The following is a 25,726-nucleotide window of genomic DNA, read 5'->3' on the forward strand; positions in this document are numbered from 1 at the left end:
AAATACAATTTCAAAGCCCGTTTTGCTGAACAAATAGTTCAACCTCTTCCTCGACCGCTTTTCGTGCGGCGGCATCGAGTTTCTCGCCAACTGATGTCCTCGTTTTATCCGCCCCTTCGACCTTGAAGCGGGTTGCCAGCGTTGCATTGAAATATGCGCGCCGCATGTCCGGCTTTCCACGCGCAAAGGAACCTTCCGCGTAACCTTTGGCGAGCTCGAGATAGGCGTCCTCAAAGCCCCGGCGCGCTGACAATTCAAACAACGAAAGTGCGCGATTGGCATCGCGGGGCACCTTGCCGTCTCCCTTCAGGAGAAGGCGCCCTGCGTAGAGTGGCGCATACTGGTTGCCCATCTCCGTCGCACGGAGCATCAGATCCAGTCCTCGTTTGACGTCCTTTCGCACGCCCAAGCCGCTGACATAGGCACGGCCGAGATTATTTATCGCGTCGATCTGCCCGGCATCGGCGGCTGCAGAATAAAGTTTTGTCGCCTCGATATCATCCTTCTTCACACCCGTGCCGCGGCGGAAGCTGTCGCCCAGCGCGTTGATTGCATTCGACCAGCCACTCGATGCTGCAAGCCTGTACCAGAGGATCCCTTCCTCGGGGATTTTCGGCACTCCTTGGCCACGTATGTAAGCTGATCCGACATTCGTCCTTGCCCTGAGATTTCCGAGAGACGCCGCCTTCATGTACAGATCGAAGGCACGCTTGAAATCCACCTCACGACCCATCCCGACGCGCGCCATATATCCGAGGTTGACGAGTGCGGCGCTGTATTGTTGTTCGCTGGCGAGCCCGTAAAAGTGTTCGGCCCATTCATAGCGCCGGGCTATTTCCAGAACCCGGCCAAACTGGTACTGCAGGCGCGGATTTGTGGGATTTGCAGCAAGCGCGAAACCACAGGCTCGCAGCCCATCGCGGACATTGACGAGCCCGTTTGTGACACCAGGTACAACGCGTTGCGGGTCGTTTGGATCGGCTGCGTAGAGGTCGCAATCCGTGACAAGCGTTTTCATTCCGCTTTGCGTGGCTGGCATTTCGCGCGGCCAGACACGAAAAGTCTCACTTACGGCGCGTTCGCCGGCTTGCTGAAAAACAAACTCCTCACCAGCGGCTGCAGTCTTTGCACTCAAGGGCGTCTCGGTGGAAATCGGTGTGGCAGCAAGTGCGCCAGTGACAAATAGCCCACGCTCATGCAAGGCAGCAATCTGGAGTTTGCTTCGTTCAAGCGCTTCCGCCGCAAGCTGGCTCTTTGGAAATGCCTTTACGAAGCGTTCGAAATCCGTCGGGTCGGGACTGTCCTGAATGAAGTGCCAGAGCACCCGATCGAGCGTCAGTTCCCCGTTACGAGCCGAGCCCTCCGGTGCCGATTTGATGTCGCCCGGGCGAAAGACGAACCTTGTCTCAATCGAGCCAGTGATCCACGGTATCTGCGATCCGTTGGTAGCGAGCCGCACATCTCCGCGCACTGTTCTGAATGTGTCATAAACGTCGAGTCCGGGCTGCTGAAGCGCATTCGCAAGCGCCGAAGAATAGGGGCTGTTCACGCCTGTACCGTCATAAGCCACTTCGCCGGCGCCTGTGGCAAAGGCGATGAGAACCTGGCCTGCGCCGGCCTCGATATTCGCCAGACCCTCCCCCAGTCCCTTTTGGGAGGTGAGGGGATTGTTGCGGCAGGCGTCAAGGATGATCAGTTTGACGCCAACCGGATCGTCCTTCACGATGTCAATGAGTGAATTGAGCGCGATGGCGTCATCAATGACCTCCTTCGGCGATCCCGTTCTTACATCGACGGGCAGCAGCAGGTTTCGCCCTTCGTGCTGCAACGCATGGCCCGCATAGTAGAGGATAGCCATATCGGCGCCGAGAAGATGGGTGCGGATTGCATTTTCGAGGTCATCGACGACTGCTTTTTTGACGTCGTAGAAAAGTAGGACATCGAAGCCAAGCTCCGTCAGCGTCGCGGCGATCAGCTTCGAGTCATTTTTCGGATTTGCCAGAGGCGCAAACTCGTATTCGCCGTTTCCAACCACGATAGCCGCTCGCCGTTCCGCGTAGGCCATCGATGAGAACGCCGCTAAGAGAAGCGCCACCAGTGGAAGCAGGAAAGTCCATTTCAGCCGAAAGGAAGAAATATTCTGTGCCATTGGCGCCGTCAGCCTAATTGCTGCTTCGTTCGATTGCTTAGCGAGAATATTTGCATAGCCATAGTAGTGCAAATTTTGCAGTTCCGCAGCCGGGAAAAAACAGGGTCGTTTGCAAATGTGAAAGGTTGTTCCCCGCTGCATTTTCTGGCCGGATCTCGGTGCGCCAGCGTGAATCAGCCAGGTTTCGCCGCTCAGGCTCTGTCCTAGAGAGTAACCAAGTCGAACAGAAATGACTCCACCTGCAATTTTTGAGGGGAAGATTCGAGGTCGATACTTCAACCTGGGAGTATAGAGCGGTGCAAGGACATGCGTCTTTCGAGGCGACTGGTCTTTATGGTAGGTTGATTGTCGAAGACTGCCGGCGTCACGAGACAGGGGGCACTCTCCGCATGGCCGAAGACCGCAAGACAATCGTCCGGACGCCACTAGACCCCGGGACGCTGACCTTCACGCATCTCATCGGCCATGACGAAATCAGCCGCTGCTTTGCATTCACCGTGGGATTTGTCAGTTCCGACGAGAACGTCGACCCACTAAAGCTCCTCGGAAAGCCAATCTCGGTGGAGGGTGAGTCTCAGGATCCCAAACGCTGGTTCAGCGGGCTCATTACGGATTTTCGCCTGATCCGCATACAAGAAGGATTCGCATACTACGAAGCCGAGGTGCGGCCGTGGCTCTGGCTGTTGGGTAACACAACCGATTGTCGTATCTTCCAGAACATGAGTGTTCCGGAAATCGCCGAGGAGATCTTCTCTAAATACAAGCCGGCCAAGTTCGAAAAACGGTTGCAGGGTTCCTACGAGGCGCGGGAATACTGTGTTCAGTATGACGAAAACGACCTGGACTTCGTGCAACGCCTGCTCGAGCACGAAGGCATCATGTATTTCTTCGAGTATGGCGACGGCGAACACACCCTTATCCTTGCCGATGCCATGAACAAGCTGAAGCCTGCGCCCGGTTATGCGACGGTCAAGTTCCGCGCGGAAGGCGAACCGGTGCGACGGGACCTGGAATATATCACCGAATGGGTGGCGACAACCTCCGTCCACCCGGGTACCTATGCCCACACGGACTACGATTTCACTAAGCCCGCCGCCGATCTGATGGCGCAATCGGCGCAGCCCTTCAGTCATTCGGAATCACAGGGAGAGTACTACCGTCATCCCGGCGCGCACCTGACCGTCGGTCGCGGCGATTCCGTTGCCGTCGTAAGGCGCGAGGAAATCCAGGCTGCGCACAGGCGGATCGCAGCCGCCGGCACTGTGCGCGGGCTCGCTTCGGGATGCACGTTCAAGCTCGAAGACTTCCCTCGCAAGGATCAAAACGCGGAATATCTCGTGCTTCGCGCCGAGTACCGCCTTTTTGACCCAGGCTACCGGCCCGCCGCCTATGCGGAAGAGGAGACCTTCCGCGCCAGCCTGAAGGTCGCGCCCACGTCGCTGACTTACCGGCCGCCGCGCATCACGCCTCGGCCGATCATGCGTGGCCCGCAGACAGCGACAGTCGTCGGCCCAAAGGGCGAGGAAATCTTCACGGACAAATACGCTCGCGTGAAGGTGCAGTTCCACTGGGACCGACTTGGCAAGAAAGACCAGAACAGTTCCTGCTTCGTGCGGGTCTCGCAGACTTGGGCAGGCGCGGGCTGGGGGTTCATTCAGATCCCACGCATCGGCCAGGAGGTGATCATCGACTTCCTTGAAGGTGACCCCGACCGGCCGATCATCACCGGCAGGGTTTATAACGGGAAGGAAATGCCTCCCTACGAGCTACCGGGAAATGCCACTCAATCAGGGCTGAAGACGAATTCCTCACCCGGCGGAGGAGGCTGGAACGAATTGCGCTTTGAGGACAAGGCGGGATCGGAGGAAGTCTATTTTCAGGCGCAGAAGGACAACAACCTGCTGATCAAGAATGACCGCAGCAAGCTGGTCCAGCACGACCAATCGGACCGCATTGATAACAATGCCAAGCATTCTGTTGGCGTGAACCTCGACGAGGATGTCGGCAACAACAAGACGACCAAGGTGGGCGTGGACCGCACGGTCAATATCGGCTCCAACGATACCGAGACGGTCGGGCTCAATCGCTCGCTCACCGTGGGCGTTGATGAAACGATCAGCATCGGCTCGAATTCCACCGAGACGATCGGCTCCAACCACACCCAGACCATCGGCATCGTCCAGACGGTGACTGTGGGGGCGTCTCGCGTCGACTCGGTCGGTGCGACGGAAACCAGGTCGGTCGGGACGGCACAGATGAACACCATCGGCGCGACGCGGTCGGTGAGTGTGGGCAGCAGCCAAAGCCATGACATCGGTGCGTCTGACAGCTGGGAAATTGGCAGCGACCAGAGCGTCCAGATCGGCGGCGGACAGATGAGCGAGATCGGCAAGGGCCGCAGCGCGAGAATCGCTGCGGACGATTCAACGCAGATCGGCGGAGCGAGATCGGTGAAGGTTGCCAAGAGCAGCCTGGTCGAAATTGGCCAGGATGGTGGTGTGAACGTCGGGAAGAAGCTGGTGATCGAGGCAGGCGAAGCAATCACCATCAAGACTGGCTCGGCAATGATCGTAATGAAAAAGGACGGCACGATCACGATCGAAGGCAAGGATGTTTCGGTCAACGCAAATGGCAAGTTTGTCGGCAAGGCTTCGGGCGAGGTCACTTGGAAGGGCAGCAAGATCAATCAGAACTAGGGGGCAATCATAGATGTCCGACACTCGGGAACGTATTGAAGGCGTGGTGATCGGGATTTTGCTGGGCTTTGAGGCAGGCGCACCGCTGGTAGTCTTTCCTGGCAATCCCCGCGAAACCGCACTGCCTGCGCGCAGCCTTGCCGACCTGACGTCCGTGACGATCGGAGCCGAAGTCGCGCTGCTCTTCGAGGGCGGAGACCCGGCACGGCCGCTCGTTGTTGGCCGGATCGTCGAACCGGCGCGCAAGACTTCGACGCCGAATGTCGTTCGGGACGGCGAGCGCGTGCGCATCACCGGCGACGAGCGCATCGAGCTTCGCTGCGGCAAGGCGACAATCATCATGGAAAAAGACGGTCATATCACCATCCGCGGCACCTATGTGACCAGCCACGCTAGCGCCGCAAACCGCATTCGTGGCGGATCGGTGAACCTCAACTGATGGCCGCCGTACCCATCCTTCGCGAAATTGCCCGGCAGCATGCCGAAATGGCCGCATTCCTGTGGACGGTCTACGACTGGCATCTGCTGCATCCGGATGAGAATCCCGACATGGACGAGGAGCGGCTCGACCGGTTGATCGAGCGATTGGAAGCGCATCTCGACGGTCTGCGCGTGGCGGGGAAGGCCGGGCTGGAAATTGCCAGCGAGCGCTACGCCGAATACCCGGAGGCCGGCGAGTTGTTCGTGATCCGAATGCTCAAGGCAGCACAGCCTATCCCGATCAGGCAATTGGACCTGGAGAAAGTCAGGGAATATCTCAGGGTAAACGGGGCTTTGCGACGCTGAGGACAGCGCTATTCGCTGGCGAGGGCCCACATGTCGTCGGGAATCGGTATGCGCTCCCAACGATCCTCCTTGAAGACAGCGACGCCGCCATAGTCGAAGAGGATGATATCGCGTCCGACTACGTCCATGCGGTTCGGCGTTGTAAGATCGGCGGGCAGCTCTATCGACCGCCTGTAGGCGAACGCCGTGTCGAAGACATGAATTCCCGCCTCGCCCAGGATCGCGATTTCGCCCTGCCACGGGCTGATGGTATAGAAATCGTCGGTCAGGCCGGTGGAGGAGAGGTCCTCCGTTGCGTTGAGACCGCTTGCGCGCACGATGATGCCGTGGTCACCCACCGCAACGATGTCACCGCCGGGCATGACGATACAGTCGTTCAGGCCGCCGCGAGCGTCCGTCGGGGCTTCCGTCCACCCACCATCGCGAAGGTATAGCGCGGCTGACGGCGGCACGCGGATCGTCCGGAACCGTTGTTGGAGAGCATCGGCGCCCTCCGCATCGCCGCTCCTGCGTGCGCGGTCGATCTGCGCCTGTTGCTCCGCCGTAGGATCGTTGTACTGGACCCGCTTCTGGCCGCAAAGCGCCAGAGGACCGCTGCCAGGGCGGATCGCCATTCCGAAGAAGGCGCAATCGTCAACCCCCGGCATGTCGGAATCGCACAAGCGCACCCAGTCGTCCTGCTGCCGGCGCTCATAAAGCTGCGAACCGTAACCGCAGGCATAGAGCCGGCCATTGTCGCTCGCGATCCGCGACATTGCTCCATAGCCTTCAGCGTCATCGCTTAGCACGCCGGCGCCCTCTATCTTTTCGACCGGGATGTCGCCGATCAGGAAGTATACGTCTCCCTCATTGCTCATCGGAACGAAGACCGGCTTGCCGTCGCCAGGGTCGACGATGGAGGTGATCGACTTGATCGTACGCGGTAATTCCGCATAACCCCACAAGATCTCGCGGCCTTCGTTGTACATGAGGACGATGCTCTGAGGGTCTTCGTCTCTTAGCTCGCCAATCGAGATCGCGAACTGCTGTCGCGACACTGCGTGCCCCGCCCATATCCTGATCATCAGCTTCGCTCCTTCCCAGAGCGCAATGCGCTCACATGCGTTCGCGCCACCGCTCTACCTATTTGTTTTTGCCGCATTTGTGCGACGTCAGGTGATTCCGCCCCACTGCAAAATGCCCTAGCGATTCATCATGCGGCCTTTGGCGGCCCGGCTGGGTAGCGCGTTTGACGTCCGCAGCGTCTGGTCGCCGTCGAGCGTCTTGGATTGCTTGGTGACAGCCCGCTTTGCCTTGCGGATGCATTCCGGCGAGAGATCGAGCTCGTCGAGCGTGGACTTGGCCACGTCGTGGACCTCCTCCGAGGTCCCCGTGCCCCACTCGCCGGATTTCTTCAGCTGCTCCTTTTTCTTCTTTAGCGCTTCGCCCTTGAGCGGCTTGCCCTTGGCATCGACTGCCCCCGCCTTGCCGATCGCGTCCATGCCCTCGCGTTCCGCTTCATGGATCTTGTCGTGGTTCTTCGGCGATAGACAGATGCAGACACCCTCGCCCAGTGTAGGCGCGCCGGCAACGCGCTTCTTCGGGTCGTCGGCCTGGTCTCTTGTCCCCGTGCGATAGGCCTTGTCGGGCACGATGTGATGTGCCTCGCCGCCTGCGTCGTTGCACTTGGCGGCGATGTCGTCGTAGCTGCCGACCATGCATTCTATGCCGGCGTTAGCCTTCGTTCCCGGCCTGCCCGCGCGGATCATCGGCGGTCCGCCACCCTGCGGGGAGGTGTGGTCGTTCGAGGCAATGTCCGAGAAGCGGTTGACCGGCTCCCCATCCATCTTCACGTCATTGGACCAGGCGTGCGCGTATTCCTTGCCTGTAATCTTCGAAGTTATGATGTTCTTTTTCGGCGCACAGCCCGCCTCGTCTCCGGTGCACTTTGAATAGTAGGATTTGTTCTTTTGGTTGACAGTTTCTCCCCCAATCTTGACCGTGCTCGTACCTTTGTCAGTATCCGAATCCATACCGAACGTCGGGTAGGGCACGGGCACGCCGGGCGGAGTGGCCGGGGTCTGCGGCGGCGTGAAAGCGACATAGGGAAACGCCGCGATCACCTTGTTTGCTTGCGCCTTGCAGGACACCTCCAGCCCGTTCGCGAAAACCGTCATCTATTCTATCTCCGTCTGGTCTTGCCGGTGGTGAACACGGCCGCGCCGCAGGCGCCATCGTCGCCCGAGGCTTCGATCAAAACCGGTTCGCCCGCATCATAACCCTTGCGCGCTGCCGTCATTGCCATTCCCGCCATCATCGGGACTACGGCGGCCCCGACATTGCCGACGCTTTCGGTGGGGCTCCAGAAATCCTGGAAGCCGTGATGGCCCCTGACCAGTCGCAGCGACGCAAGTGCAGACTGTTTGAAGAAATAGCTTTCGCCGATGGCGTCGGATATCCGGTAGCCGATGCGGTTCATCTCCATGCCTGCCTCGGCGAGGGCGGCGCGGTATGCGCTCGTCATGCCATCGCCGCGAAAGGGCAGGTCGGCGTGGTTGTAGATGTAGGCGGTCTCGCGGGCAAGGCCTAGGCCGAGGAGGCGCATGAGACCGCCCCCGTGGCGCGCGCAGAGGGTGGCGGCGGCGGCCTCGCCGGGAATAAAGCCATTTGGATTGTCCAGGGTCAGCAGGCGATTATCCGAGAGGTAGTGCCTAACAGCCCCTGCCGTCAGATAGCTGTCCACACCGGCGATCATCACATAAGGAGCCTCGCCGGCAGTGAGCATCCTTCGCGCCTGCTCGAGGGCGACATGTCCCGAGGGGCGCCCGTGGGCAACGATCCTTGAGCGGCCGTGCGGTGGACATTCCGCGATCTGCGCAATCCAGTCGAGGAGGCGCGTGCCATCGGGCGCAGGGCGGCCGGGTCGGCCCTCCTCGGCAAGGCAGAGAATGAGCGCGGTCTTGCCGCGGGCTTCAGGCACTGACTCGAAGGCTTCGCAGATGGCACCTGCCGCCAGGTGGGCCATGCGCTTTTCGCCGATCCAGCTGCGTGGCAAAGGCACCGGAGCACCGATCAGCCAATCGCCGCCAGATCCCAGAAAGCGCGTCTCCTGAAAGCCGTCCAGATGGGCCCGCATCGCCGCGCAAGCGGAAGGGGCGTCGAGGCCGACGGCTGTCACCATGCCGATGGAGACGATGTCGATCGGGATGCTCAAACCGCTTCGTCCTCTATTTCTTCTATCCCATTGGCGCGGATGTAGCGTCGTCCCGTCGCACGTGCCCGCAGCATGGATTGCGTCGGCGGCCCAACCCAGCATTCGCTGAAGTCCAGGATTGTCCGGTGGATCCGCTGCGAAACCCGCCACACCAGCGAAAGGCGCCGGTGCTCCAGATCGAACAAGACAGTGTCGGGCAATATCGAGCTCTCGAAGGTTGCCTCAGATCCCCTGAACAGCGTCATTGGCAAGCTGGTGTTGGGGAGGCGAAAGCTCTCGCGGCCAGCGGGGGTCAGGTTCACCAGCACCACCTCTTCGCCACCCTTTGGTGAGTTTATCTGCTGATCGGCTGGCGCCATCTGAAAATAGCGCTCGTCGAAATCCGGCGGCAGGAAGGGAAAGATTTTTTCAGTCCAGTTGTCGTCATAGGTTCCGCCATGCTCGACGCGGCCAGGCCAGCCACGTCCATACGGCCCGAAGCTCATTGGCCGGTAGTCGCCGAAAGGCGAGCGGATCTCCTCGCCGATGGCTTGCGTGTTGGGCAATTTCAGTCCGGGAATAAGATGCTGGTTATTCGGCCGCGCCCATCCTGTGCCAACGGGGTTGAGCTGGTAGCTGGCGGGAAGATCGTCATCGGGATCGAGGCGGTCGCTGCCGCCCCAGGCCGTATCGTAGGAGAATGGCTGGCGAAGGAAGGGCAGCGGTGCCGTTGCGGCAAAGAGCGGCCCGCGCGCGCGCCATTCGCGCTCCCCCACCACGTCGAAGGCCTTTGACCAGTCACCAAGCTTGATCCCGACCCGGACACGCTCGGCGGGACGCGCCCCCGGCGCATAGGCGCACCCGTTGGCGATTACGTCGCAGAGCGGCTTGCGGAAGGCGAAGTCCGTCTCCCAGAGAGTAGCTGAAAAACCCGGTTTGCCGGTATGACTGTCGGCCATCACCAGCGGCACCTGCTCGGATGATTTGCGCAAAGGACCGCCCGGCGTCTCGGGGAAGTCGAATGTCCCCTTGACGACGATGAGGATGTACTCGTGCCCGGCCTTGTCCATGGCCATCGTGAATTCAGTCGGGAAGCCGGTCTGGTTCCAGATCTGCATCAGCCGCACCTCAGATCTGCGCAAAGGAGTTCGCGGAGGGTCAGTTCGGGTTCGTCCGGATTGACCTCAATCGGTTCGGACCCCCGAACCCAGAACACCATGCGCCGGACCAGGTTGCCCTTGGCCGGGACCGCTGGAAAGGGAAGCGAGCTTAGGTGGGCCGCGAGGCCGTCGCCGTCGAGTTGACCTGCGCAGGCCGATGTTCCAGCTGCCTCCAGCGCATCGAACCACTCATGAGCAGCAGTCGCAATATCGCTTACTGCAACCGGAGGTGCCGCAGCAATCGTCAGCGGAAACGGCCGGCCCGCACGGTCGGTGCTGGCCATCACAACGCCGGTCATGGGCCCGAAGACCTCGCGCCCGATGAGGAACCGCAGAACGGGGTGCGCCTGCGGTGAATTGTGCGAAAATCGGTGAACCAGATGTCGGCTGATCCAGCGATCCCATGCGCTAACGAACGAGGCCGGTAGGCCGCGCGTGACGAAGTCTCCGGTCGACGGCAGCTTCCCGAAGAATCCCGGCAGGATCAAAGCCGCGTCGGACACGTAAACCTCGCGAACATTTTCAGGTCATATGGATTAGCAACGCTCGCGGCCCGGAGTTCAAAGTCAGCGTAATGACCTTGAGCTGCAAGCCGCAGCCGGTAGAGTTCCGGAAGTTCGGTCCTGGTCAAGCGGCCGGCACGCAGCATCCGCAGTAGTGCCCAGCTTCCCGTCTCGCTGACCATGACCTCCGGCGAACCGTCGATCGGCTGGAAGGCAAGGGTGATAACGCCGGTTCCGTCCTTTCCTGGCCAAGTCATCGGCTGCGGTCGGGTTGGGTTGTTGTAATAGGAGAGACTCTGTCCATCGACGTTCAGTGTTACGCGGCCAACGGTCGGCGAAAGGTCCTTTGCCTCGAGTGTAAAGGTCAAGATCGGTCCGGCGCCTCCGGGGAAGAGACTGTCACGGATCAGCCGACTCTGCTCCAGAGCCGCCAGAGCCGATGAATCTAGCCGGATGTCGGCGCGCCACTTCCAAGGGTGTCGGGTTACGTCAATATAGCTGACCAGGTGATTATTTATAAAACTGTCGATCAGTCCTCCGGGACTGAAGATACGGGCGAAGTCGACGACGTTGACATCGATTGCGCTCTCAGGAACGAACGGATAGCGGTTCGTGAGTGCGGCTTGGCAGAAGGGCAGCACGTCGGCGCGCCAGATGGCATTGAGCTCCGAGGTCACCGCCTCCGTTGTGAGACCGCTCGTGTCCCCGGCGATGCCCGCCAGCCAATCGTCGAGCGGGTCGGGCAGGGTCGAGGCCTGCTTTGCGACAGCCCCCGTCAGTTCGGCCAAGCCGCCTTGTCGCTTGATTGCATCCTGGGCATCAGGGCTTGCCGACACGGTCTGCAGCATGTTCGAAAGCGCAGTCAGGGCCGCGATCGCATCGTCGAGTGCTGGAGGTTGGCCGTCGACCTCGGCGATTGCGCCCTTGATCGGCTTGAAATGCTCGGCGACCAATGCGCCCGAGAGATCCACTTCAGACTTAGAGCCCGGAGTGGGCATCAGCTTCACGCCTTTTTTGGCGAGCTTGCCGATCTTGCCAAGCTTCGATAGGAGCTTGGATGCTCCGGCTGGTGCCTTGCCGCCACCGTCGGCTTCGGAACGGGTAAGTTCCGTCTCATGCACGACGGCGTTCAGCAGCCGCTTCATCGAGGAGTCCGCGCTGGAGAGATCCTTGAGATTCTCGCTTGCCGTCTGCAGGTCTCCCAGTTGGGCGAGCCGAACATCGCGTAGGAAGCTGTCCCACTGCGAGATGTAGTCGTCGTAATAGAGCTTGAGAATATCCTGGGCAAGCGAAGCGACCGATGGGCTAGCGCTTTCCGAGCAGCCGCCGGCAAAGACGGAACGATCGAGCGCTGCCTGCGCGGCCACGTCCTCCAGCCTGGCGAGGATCACGTTATGGAAGCCGTCATAGGTGAAGGCCCCGCTGATGCCTACTCTAAAGGTCTTCTCCGAGCGGCGAGCGAGAACCTTCGGTCCGTTCGGGCCGACATGATCCGCGGGGATCCATTCCTTCAGCGCCCTAACCTCCGGATCGGAGAGCAGTGCGTTATAGGCGCGCACTGGCAGTGGAATCGAGCAGATACTGCGCAATGCTTCACCTACCAGCGCCTCATCGGGAGAGATCAGACTTTGATCCGCAGCCATATTGGCGATCGCGGCGAGTTGATGATCGGCAGCCATCTCGGTCCGGAATGGCGGCACGGGCGCGAATTCAGGCAATCGGTCCGTCCACCACTGCTCGGCGAATTCGGAGTCCATCGGCGATAGCCCGGTCATCATGCGATACGTCTTAAGTGCGCCGAGCTGGAATTCCGGGTCGCGGATCTGGCGCCACATCGTTGCCTCGAGCAGCGCAACCATTCGCGGTTCCAGTATATTGCGTAAAGCGCGGTGATAGGCGTCAGCCTGAGCCTGCCTGATCTCGGTTGCGGCGGAAGGGCCGATCAAGGCCGCAATTCCAGCCGGCGGCTCGCTACGGGCATTCGAAACCTCGGTGGCAGCCTCGAGCGCCATGTCGAGATCGAGCGGTTCAAGTGGCGCCTGACGTGCAGCAACCGGGGTGAGCGGGAGTTGCAAAGCCTCGAGCTGTTCTGCTTGGGCAGCAAGAGCCGCGTAATTCTTTCGATAGGAGATCGTGAAGATCAGACCGGCGACGAGCACCAATCCGGCTGCGGCTACAACGGCGCCGCGCCATATCCAGATACGCCGTTCTTCTGCGGCGGGATCGAAAGTCCCGAGCCCCGCTTCCTTGAAGATTACTTTCGAAAGCAAGTCCCTGAGGAAAAAGCTGCGCTTCTCGGTCCGCGGCATGGGGGATACCGGCTGTGCCGGCAGGCCGAAGGAGGATGCGAGAGCGGCCGTCAGCCGATCGATTGCCGTACCTTCCTGCGTTGCGGAGGTAAGATAGATACCGCGCAACCAGGCGCTTTCCGCGTAGCGGCTTTCACCGAACACGGTTTCGACTAGAACACGAACCGGCTCGGAAAGGGTCTCGACCTGAGCGGGGAAACGGAATATCTCCGCCCTGGCGGCAAGGTTCTCCTCGTCTTCGAGACGCGGAATGAGGCGCCGTTCCAGTACACCGGTCAGCGCCGCGAATTCCCGTGAGACGTCACTGCCGTCGATGCGTGCCCCAGGCGGGAAGGTCGCTCCCCACACCTGCTCGCGATCGGCGGTCGAGAGCCCCCCGAAGAAGGTCTCGAAGCCCTTTATCAGATCCGCCTTGGTCAGCATCAGATAGACTGGCAAGCGGATCTTCAGGTGTTCCTGAAGCTCGGTCAGTCGTTTGCGGATTTGGCGGCCATGTGCGCGGATGGCCGCATCGCCTTCCGAAAGCGTCTCGACAGAGAGCGCCACGATTACGCCGTTCAAGGCGCGACGGCCCCGGTGCTTCTTCAGAAGATCGAGGAAGCCCAGCCATTCGGCTGCGTCGACCTCGGGCTGGCTCTCCTGTTGAACGTAGCGCCCGGCGGTATCGATCAGTACGGCCTCTTCCGAGAAGAACCAGTCGCAGTTGCGGGTCCCGCCGACCCCGTGCAAATCGTCGGTGAGGTCGATAGGGAAACTCAGTCCCGACTGCCGCAACGCAGTGGTCTTGCCGGTCGCCGGCGGGCCTATAATCACGTACCAGGGCATTTCCCTCAGTAACTTCCGACCCCCCACTTTGCGACGCTTCAGTTCGCTCATCACCTCCCGAAATTTTGCGCCCACGGCGGCAATGCCATCTTCTGCCGGACTCGGTGGCGCTTCCGGTTGAGCCGCGATTTCCGATACGAAGATACGATTGGCACGGAGTGCCCGGCGCTGCGCCGCGATCCACCAGATGAGAAACAGAAGGAGCAGAACGCCGATCACGATCAGCCGCATCATCTCCGATGCCAACGGAGCGCTCTCTCCGACACTGACGATCGGGCCGAATATCCAGATGATCAGTGACAGCAGGATCAGGCCGATGAAAGTCCAGAGCCAGCGCGAGGTAAGGACGGCCCAGAGAAATCGGAAGAATTTCATCTCAGAGCCTCTTTGTGATTAGAAGCTCGATCCTGCGATTGGCGGCTCGACCTTCGCGCGTATCGTTCTTGGCCAGGGGTTGCGTCGCCGCACGTCCTTCCGAGCGCAGGCTTTCGGCCGGCACGCCGCTGGCGACCAGCAAAGCGGCAATCGTCGAGGCGCGGGCTTCGGACAGGCGCTGGTTGTTTGCCAAGGGATTGCTAGCCTGCAGTGGAACATTGTCGGTGTGGCCGACGATCCTGACACTTCCGATCAGTTCAGCATTGTCCTTGAGAACAGCGGCAATTGAGGCGACGAGCGGTTCGAAGCTTTTCGTCAATTCGGCCCGGGCAGACTGAAAAAGCTCCGGATTGCTGGATTGAAGCAGGAGTGTGACCGAAGAGGCGGTTTCATTTCCCTTCAAGGCAGGCCGCAGCGCGGCGGGCGCCGCGGTCCGAAACTCGGGCAAGAGCTCGAAGAGGACCGGTTGCACAGGTGGCGCATCCGGCGCTGGCGTGCGCTTGTTCGGTCGGTAGATTTCGGCCCGTTCGGGCGGCGGCAACGCCCGAACGAGGGTCGCCAGTTCCTCCGCCTTGGCACCCAGCCGCATCGATAGCGGTACGTAAATTGCAGTCGCTAGCATCACCGCCACGACTGCGAGCACCCAGATCGGAATGGCAAAGCGGGACGGTTCGTCGGCTGCCATGACGCCCTCCCACCGGGGCGAGAGCTTCGAACTCTCGCCGTCCGCGTCTCTCAGGAAGCGGGCAGCTGCGGCGCGCACGGCGTTCAGAGAACGGTCGCCTGCACGCCCCGGCACGCGATATTTGCCCCGGAAGCCGAGCGCCAGGCAGAAGTAGTGCAGCTCGAGCAGTTCACGGTCGCGGCCGGGGTGGCGTTCCAGCTCTTCCAACCGGGCGAAGAACTGTGCGCCCGCATCCACGTCCCCGCGAAGCATTACGACGAGAGGCTGGCGCGGCCACGCGCTGGAGCCTCCCCAGGGCGTGTTGAGCGCCAGGTCATCGAGAAGTGAGGCGACGGCCCAGGCGGCCGCGTCTGCCCGTGCGAGGTTCGCTCCGGAGGCCACGGCGGCATCGCGCGCCGTGACCAGCTCCTCCATCAGCCTTGTTCTGAGCGCTTCGGGGTTGCCCGGCGGCAAGGCATTCTCAAGCTCCGGCGCAAACTCCAGCAGCATGGCGAAGGCATTGATCAGCGTGTTGGGATGGTATCGCGCGCGCCTCGTCAAGGGGCCGGTCGGGATTGTTCGTATCGCCCCCGGCGGCGGACGGATACGCGTGCGGCCCTGATCTTCCGAAAGGCCGAATGGGTCCTCACTTGCCATGGCGCTACCTGCTGACCGAATAGCAGTCTACTTGCGGCTCGCTGGGCAAAATACCGGAGACGCCAATCACGAAGCCGGGCGAGCGCAGAAGTGATTCCCAATGCTCGCTGCGCTGATCCAGCTCCAGGCAGAGACGGTCCCCGTCATATGGAATTTCCCGCGGCTGCGAGTGAAGGGGCTTGAGGCGAATGCCAGGGAGTCGAGACTTCCACAGGGCCTCGAATTCGTCCGCGGCACCGACGGTCACCTGGTCGACAAAGATCTTGCGGAGCGCTTCCTCGGAGACATCGCATCCGACGCGTATAACGATGCGGCTCGTCGTCAGCAGTTCGGGGTTGTCGATGCGTACCTTCCATACATTGGTCGCATGCTTCACGACGGGCAGCGCCCGCGACTTCGGCTCGACATAACGCAAGCTCAAAATAAGAGACCGCAAGGTGTCTGCCAGCGCGGCAAAGGCGGGGCCAGGCGCCATATGCTCGTAAGTTGGAAGCTCCGTCAGTCGCCTTGAACCTGATCCGTAGGTCGCCATTCGTCCAGCCAGGCCGCTGAGCTCGAGAAAAAGCTCGGCTGGATGAAAGACCTCCTGTGGAAGCATGTGCGCCAATCGGGGTCGAGCCGTGTTGGCGAGATCGAGCACTAGCAGATTTTCCACGCTGCGGCCGGCGCCGCCGAGCACCATCTTTCCATGCGCTTCCGCGATGCGGTCGAGGCCGGTAATTACCTCCTGCAGGAGCTTGCCGTAAAAGGGCACAGCACCGGTCGTCAGCGCCGGCGGCAGGAAGTTTTCAGCGACCGCAACGCTTCCATCGGCGAGCAGTCCGTTGACGCTCGTCACAGGCATTGCCGTGTAGCCGCCCGCCGCCTGAGCCGGCGACAGAAGCAGGGCTTGCGGTCGGGCGATCTCGATCTCTTCAGGATCGGCGCCGCCATGGACGGCGTCGCGGATCCACTCGATCCGCCCCCGATATCGCGCTCCTGTCGGTTCCCGGTGAGCAGGATCGAAGCTCGCTTCGCCAGGAGGCTCCACCGGCAGAGCGAGCTGCACCGCACCGGCGCCCATGTCGCGCGTTATTGCAAGCGGTGTGGGGGCGTCCATGGTTTCAGGTATCGCGAACGGGGTGCCGTCCGGAAAAATGCCCCGGGCCGACGACACGGCGACCCGTCCGGCTTCGAGTTGTGCGGCATCGAGCGTGAGAGATGCGAAGCCGAAGGTCTGGAGCCGACCGGCTTGCAGCGCGCCTCGCATCAAGGCTTCGGTATAACGATCCTGCTGCTGAAAATGCTGCGTGCGGAGGAACAGTCCCTCCAGCCATACCACCTTGTTCGCGTCCGTCATGCTGAACGCCCTCCATTCAGGCGAGCGCGAGCGTCATACCGCCGCGGTTGAGGATTACATTCGCCGTCACACTCGATTCGGGTTTGATCGGGGCGGTCCTTCGCCAGGTGCGACCACCAGATTCTCGGAACAGAGCGACAACACCGAGGTAGGTGGCCTCGGGGGGAAACGCGACTGTCTTTGAGGCGGTTTTGCCAGGGGCAATCGTCAGTTGATCAGATCCGACAAGGTCTGCGCCGAGTGCGGTAGACGGATCTTGCAGAGCAAAGCTATCCGCAGCGTTGAATTTTCCAACATCCTTGAGCCTGAGGATCAAGAGGGTGACTGGACGCTCCCCGCCGTCGGCGGCAAGATTCATGCCCGCCTGTCCCACCACCGCAACGGTCACGGTTGAGGATTTCGGCGGACCACTCATGCAGCCCGATAGCAGGCCTGTCGCGCCGATCACCATGAGAAAGTCGCGTCGATGCAGCATCAGTCGTTCTCCCTCTCTTCATAACCGTCCCGAAAGTCGCTACCGATCTCGCCGAGGAAGCGCGTCGTCGCGCTCTTGGCAATTTCTCGATAGCGGCTCTCATAAAGCTCCCAGAGTTTCGCCCGCCGTCCACCGGCGAGCAGGGCGTCCAGCGCAGAGCGCGATTTCAGCTCGCCCTCGAGCGCCGCCGGATCGAAGCGTTCGATCATTCTCGCAAGCGCCGCCTGGACGCCGCGCCATGTTCTCACATGATGGTGGGCGAGGTCGCGGATGGAACCGCTGATCGCTGCCTGCGGAGGAAGAAAGCCCACGCTACGCTGGGCCAAAAAAGTAGCGATAACGTCGTCCACGGTAGGCAGGAATTTGAGAGGGTTGACATCGGATGCTCCGACGACTGTCTGAACGACCCTTGCCTCGTTCTTTTCCTCGGCACGCTTGCGCAGGAGATGCATCAGTCCTTCAAGCATCATCCGATACTCTCGGCCGAAATTCTCCATCTGGGCGGCCGGGTCGGAGGCCGGAAACTCTTCGGCGCTCAGCCCCAGCCCGCGCAGGAAGGCTTCCCGCAGTTCGAGCTCGGAGGGAGCCGCCACCGTCGGGGCCGGCTTCGCATGCTGCTCCGGCACGGGTGTCGCCGCGGCCTGGGTTTCAAAGACGGCCGGCTGCGGTGGTGGGCTCGACCATGGAAAATCCCAGGACTGCTCGTGTTGGCCCGATGCCGATACAGGATCAAGGCTGAATGGATCGTCAAACATCGGTGGGCGTTTTACTGCATGACTTTCGTGTGGCGTTTCGGCGGGTTGTTCGAATGGATCCGGCAACCCGGTCGGCCGTTGGGGAGGTGGCGGCGGCTCGCTGCGCTCGGAGAAGAACGTGTCCTTCTCAAAGCCTATGGGCGGCGACGCCGTCTGTTCAGGAACCCGCTCCACAGGAGTGGCTTGAACGTCGACGCGGATGACATAATTGCCGAGTTGCAGCCGTGCCCCATCATGCAGTGCGGCGGAATTCCCCGCCCCCAGTGGTGTTCGCGAGCCGTCGATGAACAGCCCGCCGCTTGAGGTGTCGGTCACGAGATACTGACCGCGAACGCATTTGATCGTGCAATGAGCCCTCGAGACATACATGTCGGGATCATCCAGCCGCCAATCGGCCTCCGCGCTGCGTCCAATGACAAGCTCGCCCTCGACGAGGCTCATCTGGCGAACGGCTTGCAGCTGGGGCGATTGCTCGAGAGTAAGGATCAGCATTCGGCAGCCTCCAGCATTCCGGGCCGCCAGCCATTGACCGTGCGCATGCATAGATCTTCTGCGTCACTGCGATCTTTCCGTGGAGCGACCCACGCCGTGTGCCCGATCCGCGCTTCTCCCAATCGTGCCGGAGGAATCTCGTCTCGCTTGAGCACGAGCCTGACGTCGACGTCGAGCCCGTATCCCACCAGGTCCCCGATCGCCGTTTTCAAAGTTTCGCGCCGTTCGGTGCCGGGGAGGAAGGCGATGTAGTCGGCAAGCGTCAGCGGCCCCAGGCAAAGTTCTATTCTCTGCTGGCGTTGGAAGATGCGCGGGCCGATTGTGGCACTTCGGCCAAGTCGAACATGGGCGTCGGCAAGCCGGGACTGAAGCCGCGCCGGCATCGTGCTCCAGGTGCCGACAAATTCCCGAAGGCGAACCGGGACCTTTAAGAGATCGACAAGAAATCGAGTGAGTCTCTCGGGCCCTTCTATTTGATTGGCGAGCGCAGGCGCATGACGCAGCTTGGTTTGATCAACCCCGGAAGGCTCACTGTGTCCTTGTCCAATGAGGCCAAGACCTGCCAATGCCGCCCGTAGTGCGCGAATGCGCCCGCCGCCCGGACGGCCGACCTGCACGGCCGGATGAGCGTCCGCCCACGCGCGGTAAAAGAGCGCAATCATTCGATGCTGGAGAATATTCACAAAGTCGAGAAAGGTCGTATCGCTGATCTCACGCATGTCGGCCGTTGCGAACCAGCGCTGCGAAAGACGATCCAGTACCCAACGCGTCAAGTAGAGGGGCATCGGACCTTCTGGTCCGAGTAACCCGATATTTGTCACTGTAACCCTGGCTGGCGCCTTTTCGGTTGCCATTTCAACGTTTGTGACGTCCTGTACCGCGAAGCCGAGCCGCACATGCTGTCCAAGCCGTGCTGGCTCCCGATCCGGTCGGCCGGCTTGGCCGAAGAACCTTCCGCCCTCTTCCAGGCGCCTGAGGAGCTCGAAAAAGTCGAACTCCGTCGGGAGCGGCTTGGCGTCCTTACTCAGATCAGGTTGCGATTGCCCGGCGTCATTGGCCATGGCACATCCTCCTGCTTCTGGATCACTCGCGCGCGGGTTCGCACGAACGCATTGATAGATGCATAGCGGGAAAAAAGCTTTGACAGCAGGCCGGAGAGTAACAACGCGCTGTGCCCGGCAAGCACAGACTGATCGATATGAAGGGTAATCTCGGTGCCTCGCCCGAAGCACATCGGACCCGGAATGGGGAGGCGTTCGATCACAGACCGCGACTCCACTCGTGCAATCGCGCGTACATGCCGGCTGAGGCTCGGATCTCCGCGGTGCGCGTAAAGCTCAAGTATGGCGTGAAGCGGGTCCACCCCGCGGCCTTCCTCTGCCAGGCTGAGAAAATTGAGCGAGAGCTGCGCCACAAGCCTCCAGGCTAGTTCATCAGCCCGCGTGGCATCCACAGCTCCGGCCGGAAGCGCGGCCGGAATGGAAGGCACCGGCGGCCGCACTGCTCCGAGAAGCCGGATACTCTCGACCGGATCGCCGCTTTCAAGGGAGAGCGACGGTGTGTCGTCCAAGATAGGCAGGTCACGATTTGTGCAGAGCGCCGTCACCTCGATTCGTTTCGGTGGCCGCGCCGCCTTTGCGTGGGAGGGACGCGAAAGCGTCACGAAGACATCGTCACCACTATAAGAGGTTCGGGTTTGTCCCCGGCGCAGCTCGTCCTCGTTCGGTCGCCGCGGGCGGCGTTCGGTGAAATATACAAAGCCGTTCCCACGATTCTGGCCCAAGCTGAAGAGCGCCGGGATCTCGGCGTCCGGCCCACCGACGTCAGCATCTTCGACACGGACTGGGCGGTAGATTTCGAAATCGCTTGGACGGGTCCGATCGACATGGAGCACCTGTCGTGTGCGCCTCGGATCGAGTTCGATGACGTTACAGTTGCGTTCGAACAAATTGATGATTGGCGTTGCGAAAAGCTCGAGATCAGTTGTCGCCATATTAGCGAGCTCGGGGGCGGGACGCCGCAGGAGAAACACCAGTTCAAGCAAAGCCCCACAGCGACGAACGACCGGTTGCAGCCTTCTCACCCGCACATAGTGGAATCTCTCTGGCGCGACGAAGTATTCGCGCAGAAGCCTGTAGCCCTCGAAAGTTTCGCGCGTGCGCGGCAAAAGCGCCTCGTCGTCCGAGATTCCGACCATCTCCGGTTCGGCGAGTGCGCTCAGCGGATTATCACGGCCTTCCGGGCGAGCGCCGGTGGCACAACAGGCACCGAAGATCGTATCGAAAAGCGAGGGTGCCTTGCTCTTTTCAGCGAAATAGAGATCGAGGTGATCGAGCGACAAATCGCTGAGTCTGCCTTTGCCGGTTCGACTGAAAACGATGCTCAACGCGGCCACGCCGGATTGTCCGCCGATCGGGCCTATTCCGGCCGCCGCGAGGGCGCTTCGATCCTGGATGTAGGTGGCCGAGCTTATCGTGAGCGGCCAGAGAACCACGTCCTGTGCTGTGGTGTAAATGCATCGTGTCGAAATTCCGGGCCGGGCACTCGAAATCAGCCGTGTCCCTCGCTTTACGAGGTGCCCCGCAGCCATTGTTTGGACCTGCTGGCCGGGCTTCAGCAAAGCCATACCGATTGCCGGCGCCGGGCAGACGAGATCGGGATAGAAATTCTCGAGCACGCTTCGGGAGAAACGTGCGCTCTCGGCATCCACTTTCTGGCGGGTGCGAGCGGCAAGATAGGCCACACCGTCGAGCAGGCGTTCGACATAGGGATCGGGACAGGGGACCGTATCGAGGGAAAGATTGCGGGCGATCGAGGGATGCATGTCCGCAAACTCTGCGGCGAGCGCGCGGATATGTGTGAGTTCTTCCTCATAATATTCCAGGAAGACTCGATCCATGTCAGGTGTCCTTGATCTCGGTGCGTGCCGAACCGTTGTCGAGATCGAGAACGGTTCGAAGCCGTAGCCGCTCTGGCGCCGGCGCGGTGAGCAGCAGCGCATCAATGTCGATCCTGAGACCGGTGGCCCTGTCGCCGAGACTGACAGTCACCTTTGTTGCGCTTTCTTTTAGTCGAGGCTCAAATGCCGCAAGCACGCTTCTGATTTCCTTGGCCAGTTCGTCGCGGTCAAAGTCGCGAGACGAGCGGCCGGAGAAGGGCGGCACACCATAATTGATTACGCTGCGGCGAACTTCCGGAAAATCCTCGAGCGAGGGAGGGTTGTCACCAGCCTGATCGACCTCGAAGTCAGTCAAGAGTGGCGAGGATTCGAACCGTTGGGCATTAAAGAGCGCCTCGATGTCTCGCCGAACTGCTTCACGCAACACATCGCTCGAAACGACGACGCCGCGGCTTTCAAGTTCTGCCCGGCGCCGATCCAGCGAGACCAGGCGGTGCAGGCTCTTTTTTTGCTCGACGCTCAAATCTGTAGCTGCGTCGATTTGGCGAATACCCCCGGCAATCAACGCATCGAGCCGTTCGCCATTTAATTCGTTCTGCAAAGCCTGCCGAAGCTGCTTGATTTCCGAGCTCAGCCCCGGCAGGTCATTGACCAGCCGATCCCACAAGGATGGCTGGATTGCCTCGCGCGTCGCTCGCAGGTTCCCCCCGGGAGGTCTCGCTTCCCTTCCAAATCCGTTCTTTTGCCAGCGTTCACTTGCCGACATAGACATCCATCTCGACCTCGTCCTTATCGTCGTAGTTGAAATTGATGTTCTTGTAAGCGAAGCCGACTCGCTCTTCGATGAGGTCTGGCTCTTCCTCGCTCGGCTTCATGACATAGCTGGTCACCGACGCGTCTTTTAGGGTTATGACCAAATAGTCGCTTGTCTCGCCTTCGATCGTTCTTCTCGCTGAAAACTTGACTTCGTCGAGGAGCGTGTTGTCGAAGAGAGCCTTTTTCAGATACGGCGAGGATTTGTCGTAGTGTTTGATGAAATTCACCATGCCCAGGCTGACGCGGCCCCTCCTCGACAACGAATTGGGATCGAAGGGAGCCTGCATTTCAAACTCTACGCCGTGCACTTCAATCTCTTCTTCGTGGCCATCGCGGATGCTCGGTCCGGCAATGTCGGGGACCTTTAGAAATCCATCAATTTTCATGAATAACCTCCATCAGCTCTCTGGTGTTTTCACGACTTCATAGACGGCAGCTCCGAAACGAGCCGGAGCGAAGCATTGATGCCTTCCAACTGATAATGTGGCCGCAGATAGAACCGGGCGTTGTACCAGCCCGGCCGGCCCTCGACGCTGTCAACCTGGACTTCGGCTGCCGCGAGCGGCCTCTTTGCGCGGGCCTTTTCATCGGCAAAGGCGGGATTGGCGAGAACGTAGCGATTGATCCACTCCGTCAACCAGATTTGCATGTCGGCGCGTTCCTTGAATGAGCCGATCTTGTCCCTGGCGATTGCCTTCAGGTAATGGGCAAACCGGGAAACCGGGAACAGATAAGGCAGGTTCGCGCTCAACCTTTCATTGGCCTGAGCGTCCGGATCGACCAGCCGGCCCGCTCGCGTCTCATCGTCCTGCAGCGAATGGGCTCCGATGAAGGCGGCTATATCGGTGTTCTTGCGATGCAGGATCGGCATCAGCCCGAGCTTGGCGAGCTCGGCCTCGCGCCGATCGTCGATTGCGACCTCTGTCGGGCACTTCATCGCTACCGTGCCGTCATCGGTGGGAAACGTATGGACCGGAAGATTGATGACGGCGCCTCCGTTTTCGACACCCCGAATTTGGGTCCCCCAGCCGAAGAGCTTATGGCTGCGGTTTATGTTCACTCCCATCGGGAAGGCCGCGTTCATCCAGACATATCGGTGATGGTCGCCCTGAACCTCTTCTTCGAAGGCAAAACCCTTCACGGGGACCGTTTCTGCTCCATAAGGCAGTCTCGCCAGCACTCGGGGCATGGTTAGTCCGATATACCGAGAGTCCTCGCTCTCGCGCAGTGACTGCCATGATGCATAGGCTGGAGACGACACGATTTGTTGCAGGTCCTGCGGGTTCGGCAGTTCCTGCCAACTTTCCATACGAAACAGACGCGGGGAGGCGGCCGCTATGAAGGGAGTGTGTGCCGACGCGCAGATGCCGGACATGTTGCGAAGGAGAGCAACATCCTTTGGGTGATTTGAGAACTCGTAGGCGCCAATCAGACATCCGTACGGGTTGCCACCAAGCATCGAGTATTCGTCGGTATAGACTTTCTTGAAGATGGGACTTTGATCCCACATCTGGCCTTCGTAATCCTCAAGGGTATCGGCCAGTTCCTCCTTCGAAATGTTCATGACGCGGATCTTCAGCTTCTGATCCGTCTCGGTGTTATTGACGAGGTACCATAACCCTCGCCACGTCCCTTCCATCTGGAGCACTTCGGGCGCATGGAGGATCTGGTTGACCTGCTCGGTCAGAAGCTTGTCGATGCCAGAGATCAAGGACTTGATTGACTTGATTGCGTTCGACGAGATGACAGCCGAATCCGAGCGGGACCGCGCGGCAAGCGCCAGATTTCGAACGAGGGCCTGAAGCTTCTCGCTGTCATCCTTCTTGACCTTGAAGTCCTTCTCTAACAGCTCGCTGAATTCCCCGAGGTCGACTCCCACCGCTTCCGCCACACCAGCAGCGGCGGCTTTTTCCTGTTCGGCCATGGCTCAGACCTCCGACTTGCTGCTATCTTCGATCGCCTGGTCGGCGATCTTTCCTAAGAGGGGCTCATTGTTCAAAAGTTGGGCGATGCGTTTTTCCGCGTCGATGCGGCCATCCATGAAGCCGAGCAGTTCCTCGAGCTGGCGGCGCATCCTCAACAGTTCGGCAAGCTGCGGAACTTGTTCGGCAACACGATCCGGCGTGAAATCGGCCATGCTCGTAAAGTTCAGGTCTACCGCAAGCTCTTCATCGCGTTCTTCGCCGGGAGGCTGAGGAAGAGTGTTCTTCACCCGCGCTTTGACGCGCGGGCTGAGGGCCTCCATGAAACGGCCAAACCGGTTTGCGTCCGTCTCGACAAAAGCGCGGTCCCGTATGGACTTGCGCGCCTCTGGCGTCTGGGAGGCGCCAGCGAGATCGGCCATCACGCCCATTACAAACGGCAATTCGATCGTTGTCGGGCTGCCGTATGTTTCCACCTCATAGGCGATCTGGACGCGAGGCGCCCGGTTTCGTTCAATTACCTTCGCCTTAGTCTCGCTCATAGGTCACCTTTCGTCCCGAGATTTCTTGTTTTCTGGCACACCGGCCAGGAGCCGGAACTCCTTCAGACCGGAGGGCGCCAAGTCCTCCATCAGTTCCAGAAAATTCATCGGCACCATGCGTTTAATTCTGCGCGCCAGATGAGGAATGGGGCTCGACGGCTCGGTGCGGTCGTAGAAGTCAATGACGAGGTCGATGCACCTTGTGACTTCCTCGCGCGAGCCAAGTCGCGACGGAAAGACTGCAGCAGGTCCGGTGTAGGTCGAATCCGCGCCGGAGCTCGTTTGCGAAGGTGTCTTGTCACGAACGACGGTTTCCTCGCTTGCGACCTCCCGCCGCGCGCCGGGTTGCGCCCGCTCGAGCGTCGAAATTACGCGTTGAAGGAACCGGTCCAAATCCGACAATGTGAAGCGCACTTCACCGCCCATCTGTCGGTTAAGCGATGCTTCGAGTTCTCCCAACGCAACCGCTGCAGCACGTGCATTGGTGATAAGCTCGGCCGCTTCGGCCGAGGATTGCTCCGCAAATGCCGCGCAGCCTATTCTCATACGATCCAATAAGCGGTCATGCTCGCTTACGAGTGACGATTTCTCTGCCTCGCTCAGTCCGGGTGCAGCCTCGGCAAGAGCCGTTCGGGTGTCGATCGATCCGCGCTCCAAATCCCGGCCGGTGAATGGGCCAATACCGTGGGGCGCAAAAAAGGTCACCCTCCGAAGGTCGCCCAATAACCCATCCTTGTCGTTTTGAAGCTGGAGAAGCGCGTTGGTCCGGCGCAGCGCCGCATCCCGAGGAGTGGAGTCCGGTCGAAGTTCTGGATGCATTGTCTCCCAATGCAAGTCGAAGGTCCGGGCGATCAGGCCAAGTCCCGAGGCCAGGCCGGCAAAACCCTGTTCGTTTGCAAGGGCGCGAGTGACGATCACCAGGAGCCGCAGATCCCGCCCGTGCTGACGCAGCTCCTCCGATTTCCGAAGGACGTTTGTCCAGTCGACGGGAACTTCGGCCCTTGCTACGGGGTTGTTCCGTTCGTCTCGGCTGATCTCGATTTGAGGTTGCATGAGGCGTTCCAGTTCGTGGAATCGCCCATCATTCCGCAAGCTTTCGCCAGAGGGGTTACTGCCATTCAGTGGACTTAGCCAGAGAGCTGAGTCGAACAACAGATCCCCCCGTTACCAACTAATGTTCTACTCTCAAG

General features: G+C 60.4%; 21 protein-coding genes. 3 read left to right on the forward strand and 18 right to left on the reverse strand.

What is annotated here, in order from left to right:
• Positions 1-10: 10 nt before the first annotated feature.
• Complete coding sequence (locus RHIBR816_RS0111845; protein WP_018236758.1) at positions 11-2,149, reverse strand: caspase family protein; 2,139 nt, start codon at positions 2,147-2,149, stop codon at positions 11-13.
• 389 nt (positions 2,150-2,538) lie between these two features.
• Between RHIBR816_RS0111845 and RHIBR816_RS0111850 the strand changes: the two genes are divergently transcribed.
• Genes RHIBR816_RS0111850 through RHIBR816_RS0111860 form a run of 3 tightly spaced genes read left to right on the forward strand, consistent with a single transcriptional unit; the run spans position 2,539 to position 5,631 of the window.
• Positions 2,539-4,845: a type VI secretion system Vgr family protein gene (locus RHIBR816_RS0111850; protein WP_018236759.1), complete on the forward strand. Its 2,307-nt coding sequence runs from the start codon at positions 2,539-2,541 to the stop codon at positions 4,843-4,845.
• Positions 4,846-4,858: 13 nt separating this feature from the next.
• The gene (locus RHIBR816_RS0111855) at positions 4,859-5,284 is read left to right on the forward strand and encodes a DUF6484 domain-containing protein (protein WP_026186894.1); all 426 of its coding nucleotides are present in this window, start codon (positions 4,859-4,861) and stop codon (positions 5,282-5,284) included.
• Positions 5,284-5,631 (forward strand): hypothetical protein, encoded by a 348-nt coding sequence (locus tag RHIBR816_RS0111860; RefSeq protein ID WP_018236761.1) that lies wholly within the window; start codon positions 5,284-5,286, stop codon positions 5,629-5,631. Before RHIBR816_RS0111855 ends, RHIBR816_RS0111860 begins: the two co-directional genes overlap by 1 nt.
• A gap of 8 nt (positions 5,632-5,639) precedes the next feature.
• Here RHIBR816_RS0111860 and RHIBR816_RS0111865 read toward each other — a convergent pair whose 3' ends face one another.
• The 17 genes from RHIBR816_RS0111865 to RHIBR816_RS0111945 all read right to left on the reverse strand — a co-directional run bounded on the left by RHIBR816_RS0111865 (position 5,640) and on the right by RHIBR816_RS0111945 (position 25,688).
• Positions 5,640-6,695: a hypothetical protein gene (locus RHIBR816_RS0111865; RefSeq protein ID WP_034815235.1), complete on the reverse strand. Its 1,056-nt coding sequence runs from the start codon at positions 6,693-6,695 to the stop codon at positions 5,640-5,642.
• A 117-nt stretch (positions 6,696-6,812) separates the two neighbouring features.
• Positions 6,813-7,787 (reverse strand): PAAR-like domain-containing protein, encoded by a 975-nt coding sequence (locus RHIBR816_RS0111870; RefSeq protein WP_018236763.1) that lies wholly within the window; start codon positions 7,785-7,787, stop codon positions 6,813-6,815.
• A 5-nt stretch (positions 7,788-7,792) separates the two neighbouring features.
• Complete coding sequence (locus RHIBR816_RS0111875) at positions 7,793-8,824, reverse strand: 3-oxoacyl-ACP synthase (RefSeq protein WP_018236764.1); 1,032 nt, start codon at positions 8,822-8,824, stop codon at positions 7,793-7,795.
• Complete coding sequence (locus tag RHIBR816_RS0111880) at positions 8,821-9,921, reverse strand: DUF2169 domain-containing protein (protein ID WP_018236765.1); 1,101 nt, start codon at positions 9,919-9,921, stop codon at positions 8,821-8,823. The genes RHIBR816_RS0111875 and RHIBR816_RS0111880 overlap by 4 nt, the downstream gene beginning before the upstream one ends.
• Positions 9,921-10,466 (reverse strand): type VI secretion system-associated protein TagF, encoded by a 546-nt coding sequence (tagF, locus tag RHIBR816_RS0111885; protein WP_018236766.1) that lies wholly within the window; start codon positions 10,464-10,466, stop codon positions 9,921-9,923. The genes RHIBR816_RS0111880 and tagF overlap by 1 nt, the downstream gene beginning before the upstream one ends.
• Positions 10,448-13,975: a type VI secretion system membrane subunit TssM gene (tssM, locus tag RHIBR816_RS0111890; RefSeq protein WP_018236767.1), complete on the reverse strand. Its 3,528-nt coding sequence runs from the start codon at positions 13,973-13,975 to the stop codon at positions 10,448-10,450. The genes tagF and tssM overlap by 19 nt, the downstream gene beginning before the upstream one ends.
• A 1-nt stretch (position 13,976) precedes the next feature.
• On the reverse strand, positions 13,977-15,296 hold the full coding sequence (gene icmH, locus RHIBR816_RS0111895) for a type IVB secretion system protein IcmH/DotU (protein WP_018236768.1): 1,320 nt from the start codon (positions 15,294-15,296) through the stop codon (positions 13,977-13,979).
• A 4-nt stretch (positions 15,297-15,300) separates the two neighbouring features.
• Positions 15,301-16,635 carry a type VI secretion system baseplate subunit TssK gene (tssK, locus tag RHIBR816_RS0111900; RefSeq protein ID WP_018236769.1) on the reverse strand — a complete coding sequence of 445 codons (1,335 nt, stop codon included), beginning with the start codon at positions 16,633-16,635 and terminating at the stop codon, positions 15,301-15,303.
• 16 nt (positions 16,636-16,651) lie between these two features.
• The gene (tssJ, locus tag RHIBR816_RS0111905) at positions 16,652-17,110 is read right to left on the reverse strand and encodes a type VI secretion system lipoprotein TssJ (RefSeq protein WP_018236770.1); all 459 of its coding nucleotides are present in this window, start codon (positions 17,108-17,110) and stop codon (positions 16,652-16,654) included.
• Complete coding sequence (gene tagH, locus RHIBR816_RS0111910; RefSeq protein ID WP_018236771.1) at positions 17,110-18,357, reverse strand: type VI secretion system-associated FHA domain protein TagH; 1,248 nt, start codon at positions 18,355-18,357, stop codon at positions 17,110-17,112. Before tagH ends, tssJ begins: the two co-directional genes overlap by 1 nt.
• Positions 18,351-19,418: a type VI secretion system baseplate subunit TssG gene (gene tssG / locus RHIBR816_RS0111915; protein WP_018236772.1), complete on the reverse strand. Its 1,068-nt coding sequence runs from the start codon at positions 19,416-19,418 to the stop codon at positions 18,351-18,353. The genes tagH and tssG overlap by 7 nt, the downstream gene beginning before the upstream one ends.
• Positions 19,382-21,256, reverse strand: coding sequence for a type VI secretion system baseplate subunit TssF (tssF, locus tag RHIBR816_RS0111920; protein ID WP_018236773.1), 1,875 nt, complete (start codon positions 21,254-21,256; stop codon positions 19,382-19,384). Before tssF ends, tssG begins: the two co-directional genes overlap by 37 nt.
• Position 21,257: 1 nt before the next feature.
• Positions 21,258-22,022 carry a type VI secretion system baseplate subunit TssE gene (gene tssE / locus RHIBR816_RS0111925; RefSeq protein WP_026186895.1) on the reverse strand — a complete coding sequence of 255 codons (765 nt, stop codon included), beginning with the start codon at positions 22,020-22,022 and terminating at the stop codon, positions 21,258-21,260.
• A complete protein-coding gene (locus RHIBR816_RS0111930) occupies positions 22,009-22,458 on the reverse strand; it encodes a type VI secretion system tube protein TssD (protein WP_018236775.1) in 450 nt (149 codons plus the stop codon). Before RHIBR816_RS0111930 ends, tssE begins: the two co-directional genes overlap by 14 nt.
• 29 nt (positions 22,459-22,487) lie before the next feature.
• Positions 22,488-23,996 carry a type VI secretion system contractile sheath large subunit gene (gene tssC / locus RHIBR816_RS0111935; RefSeq protein ID WP_018236776.1) on the reverse strand — a complete coding sequence of 503 codons (1,509 nt, stop codon included), beginning with the start codon at positions 23,994-23,996 and terminating at the stop codon, positions 22,488-22,490.
• A 3-nt stretch (positions 23,997-23,999) separates the two neighbouring features.
• Positions 24,000-24,536 carry a type VI secretion system contractile sheath small subunit gene (tssB, locus tag RHIBR816_RS0111940; protein WP_018236777.1) on the reverse strand — a complete coding sequence of 179 codons (537 nt, stop codon included), beginning with the start codon at positions 24,534-24,536 and terminating at the stop codon, positions 24,000-24,002.
• Between the two features lie 3 nt (positions 24,537-24,539).
• Positions 24,540-25,688 carry an ImpA family type VI secretion system protein gene (locus tag RHIBR816_RS0111945; RefSeq protein WP_026186897.1) on the reverse strand — a complete coding sequence of 383 codons (1,149 nt, stop codon included), beginning with the start codon at positions 25,686-25,688 and terminating at the stop codon, positions 24,540-24,542.
• Positions 25,689-25,726 lie beyond the last annotated feature (38 nt).

This window comes from Ensifer sp. BR816 (assembly GCF_000378985.1).
In the GTDB taxonomy this organism is placed as follows: domain Bacteria; phylum Pseudomonadota; class Alphaproteobacteria; order Rhizobiales; family Rhizobiaceae; genus Sinorhizobium.

What these genes read in the sequence shown, in the direction of transcription:
- tssG (WP_018236772.1), bottom strand. Translation starts at nt 19,418, where the DNA reads ATGGCCAATGACGCCGGGCAATCGCAACCTGATCTGAGTAAGGACGCC.
- RHIBR816_RS0111870 (WP_018236763.1), bottom strand. Translation starts at nt 7,787, where the DNA reads ATGACGGTTTTCGCGAACGGGCTGGAGGTGTCCTGCAAGGCGCAAGCA.
- RHIBR816_RS0111850 (WP_018236759.1), top strand. Translation starts at nt 2,539, where the DNA reads ATGGCCGAAGACCGCAAGACAATCGTCCGGACGCCACTAGACCCCGGG.
- tssM (WP_018236767.1), bottom strand. Translation starts at nt 13,975, where the DNA reads ATGAAATTCTTCCGATTTCTCTGGGCCGTCCTTACCTCGCGCTGGCTC.
- tssF (WP_018236773.1), bottom strand. Translation starts at nt 21,256, where the DNA reads ATGGATCGAGTCTTCCTGGAATATTATGAGGAAGAACTCACACATATC.
- tssK (WP_018236769.1), bottom strand. Translation starts at nt 16,635, where the DNA reads ATGACGGACGCGAACAAGGTGGTATGGCTGGAGGGACTGTTCCTCCGC.
- RHIBR816_RS0111860 (WP_018236761.1), top strand. Translation starts at nt 5,284, where the DNA reads ATGGCCGCCGTACCCATCCTTCGCGAAATTGCCCGGCAGCATGCCGAA.
- RHIBR816_RS0111930 (WP_018236775.1), bottom strand. Translation starts at nt 22,458, where the DNA reads ATGAAAATTGATGGATTTCTAAAGGTCCCCGACATTGCCGGACCGAGC.
- tssE (WP_026186895.1), bottom strand. Translation starts at nt 22,022, where the DNA reads ATGTCGGCAAGTGAACGCTGGCAAAAGAACGGATTTGGAAGGGAAGCG.
- RHIBR816_RS0111880 (WP_018236765.1), bottom strand. Translation starts at nt 9,921, where the DNA reads ATGCAGATCTGGAACCAGACCGGCTTCCCGACTGAATTCACGATGGCC.
- tssC (WP_018236776.1), bottom strand. Translation starts at nt 23,996, where the DNA reads ATGGCCGAACAGGAAAAAGCCGCCGCTGCTGGTGTGGCGGAAGCGGTG.
- tssJ (WP_018236770.1), bottom strand. Translation starts at nt 17,110, where the DNA reads ATGCTGCATCGACGCGACTTTCTCATGGTGATCGGCGCGACAGGCCTG.
- RHIBR816_RS0111865 (WP_034815235.1), bottom strand. Translation starts at nt 6,695, where the DNA reads ATGATCAGGATATGGGCGGGGCACGCAGTGTCGCGACAGCAGTTCGCG.
- RHIBR816_RS0111855 (WP_026186894.1), top strand. Translation starts at nt 4,859, where the DNA reads ATGTCCGACACTCGGGAACGTATTGAAGGCGTGGTGATCGGGATTTTG.
- tssB (WP_018236777.1), bottom strand. Translation starts at nt 24,536, where the DNA reads ATGAGCGAGACTAAGGCGAAGGTAATTGAACGAAACCGGGCGCCTCGC.
- tagH (WP_018236771.1), bottom strand. Translation starts at nt 18,357, where the DNA reads ATGCTGATCCTTACTCTCGAGCAATCGCCCCAGCTGCAAGCCGTTCGC.
- RHIBR816_RS0111845 (WP_018236758.1), bottom strand. Translation starts at nt 2,149, where the DNA reads ATGGCACAGAATATTTCTTCCTTTCGGCTGAAATGGACTTTCCTGCTT.
- icmH (WP_018236768.1), bottom strand. Translation starts at nt 15,296, where the DNA reads ATGGCAAGTGAGGACCCATTCGGCCTTTCGGAAGATCAGGGCCGCACG.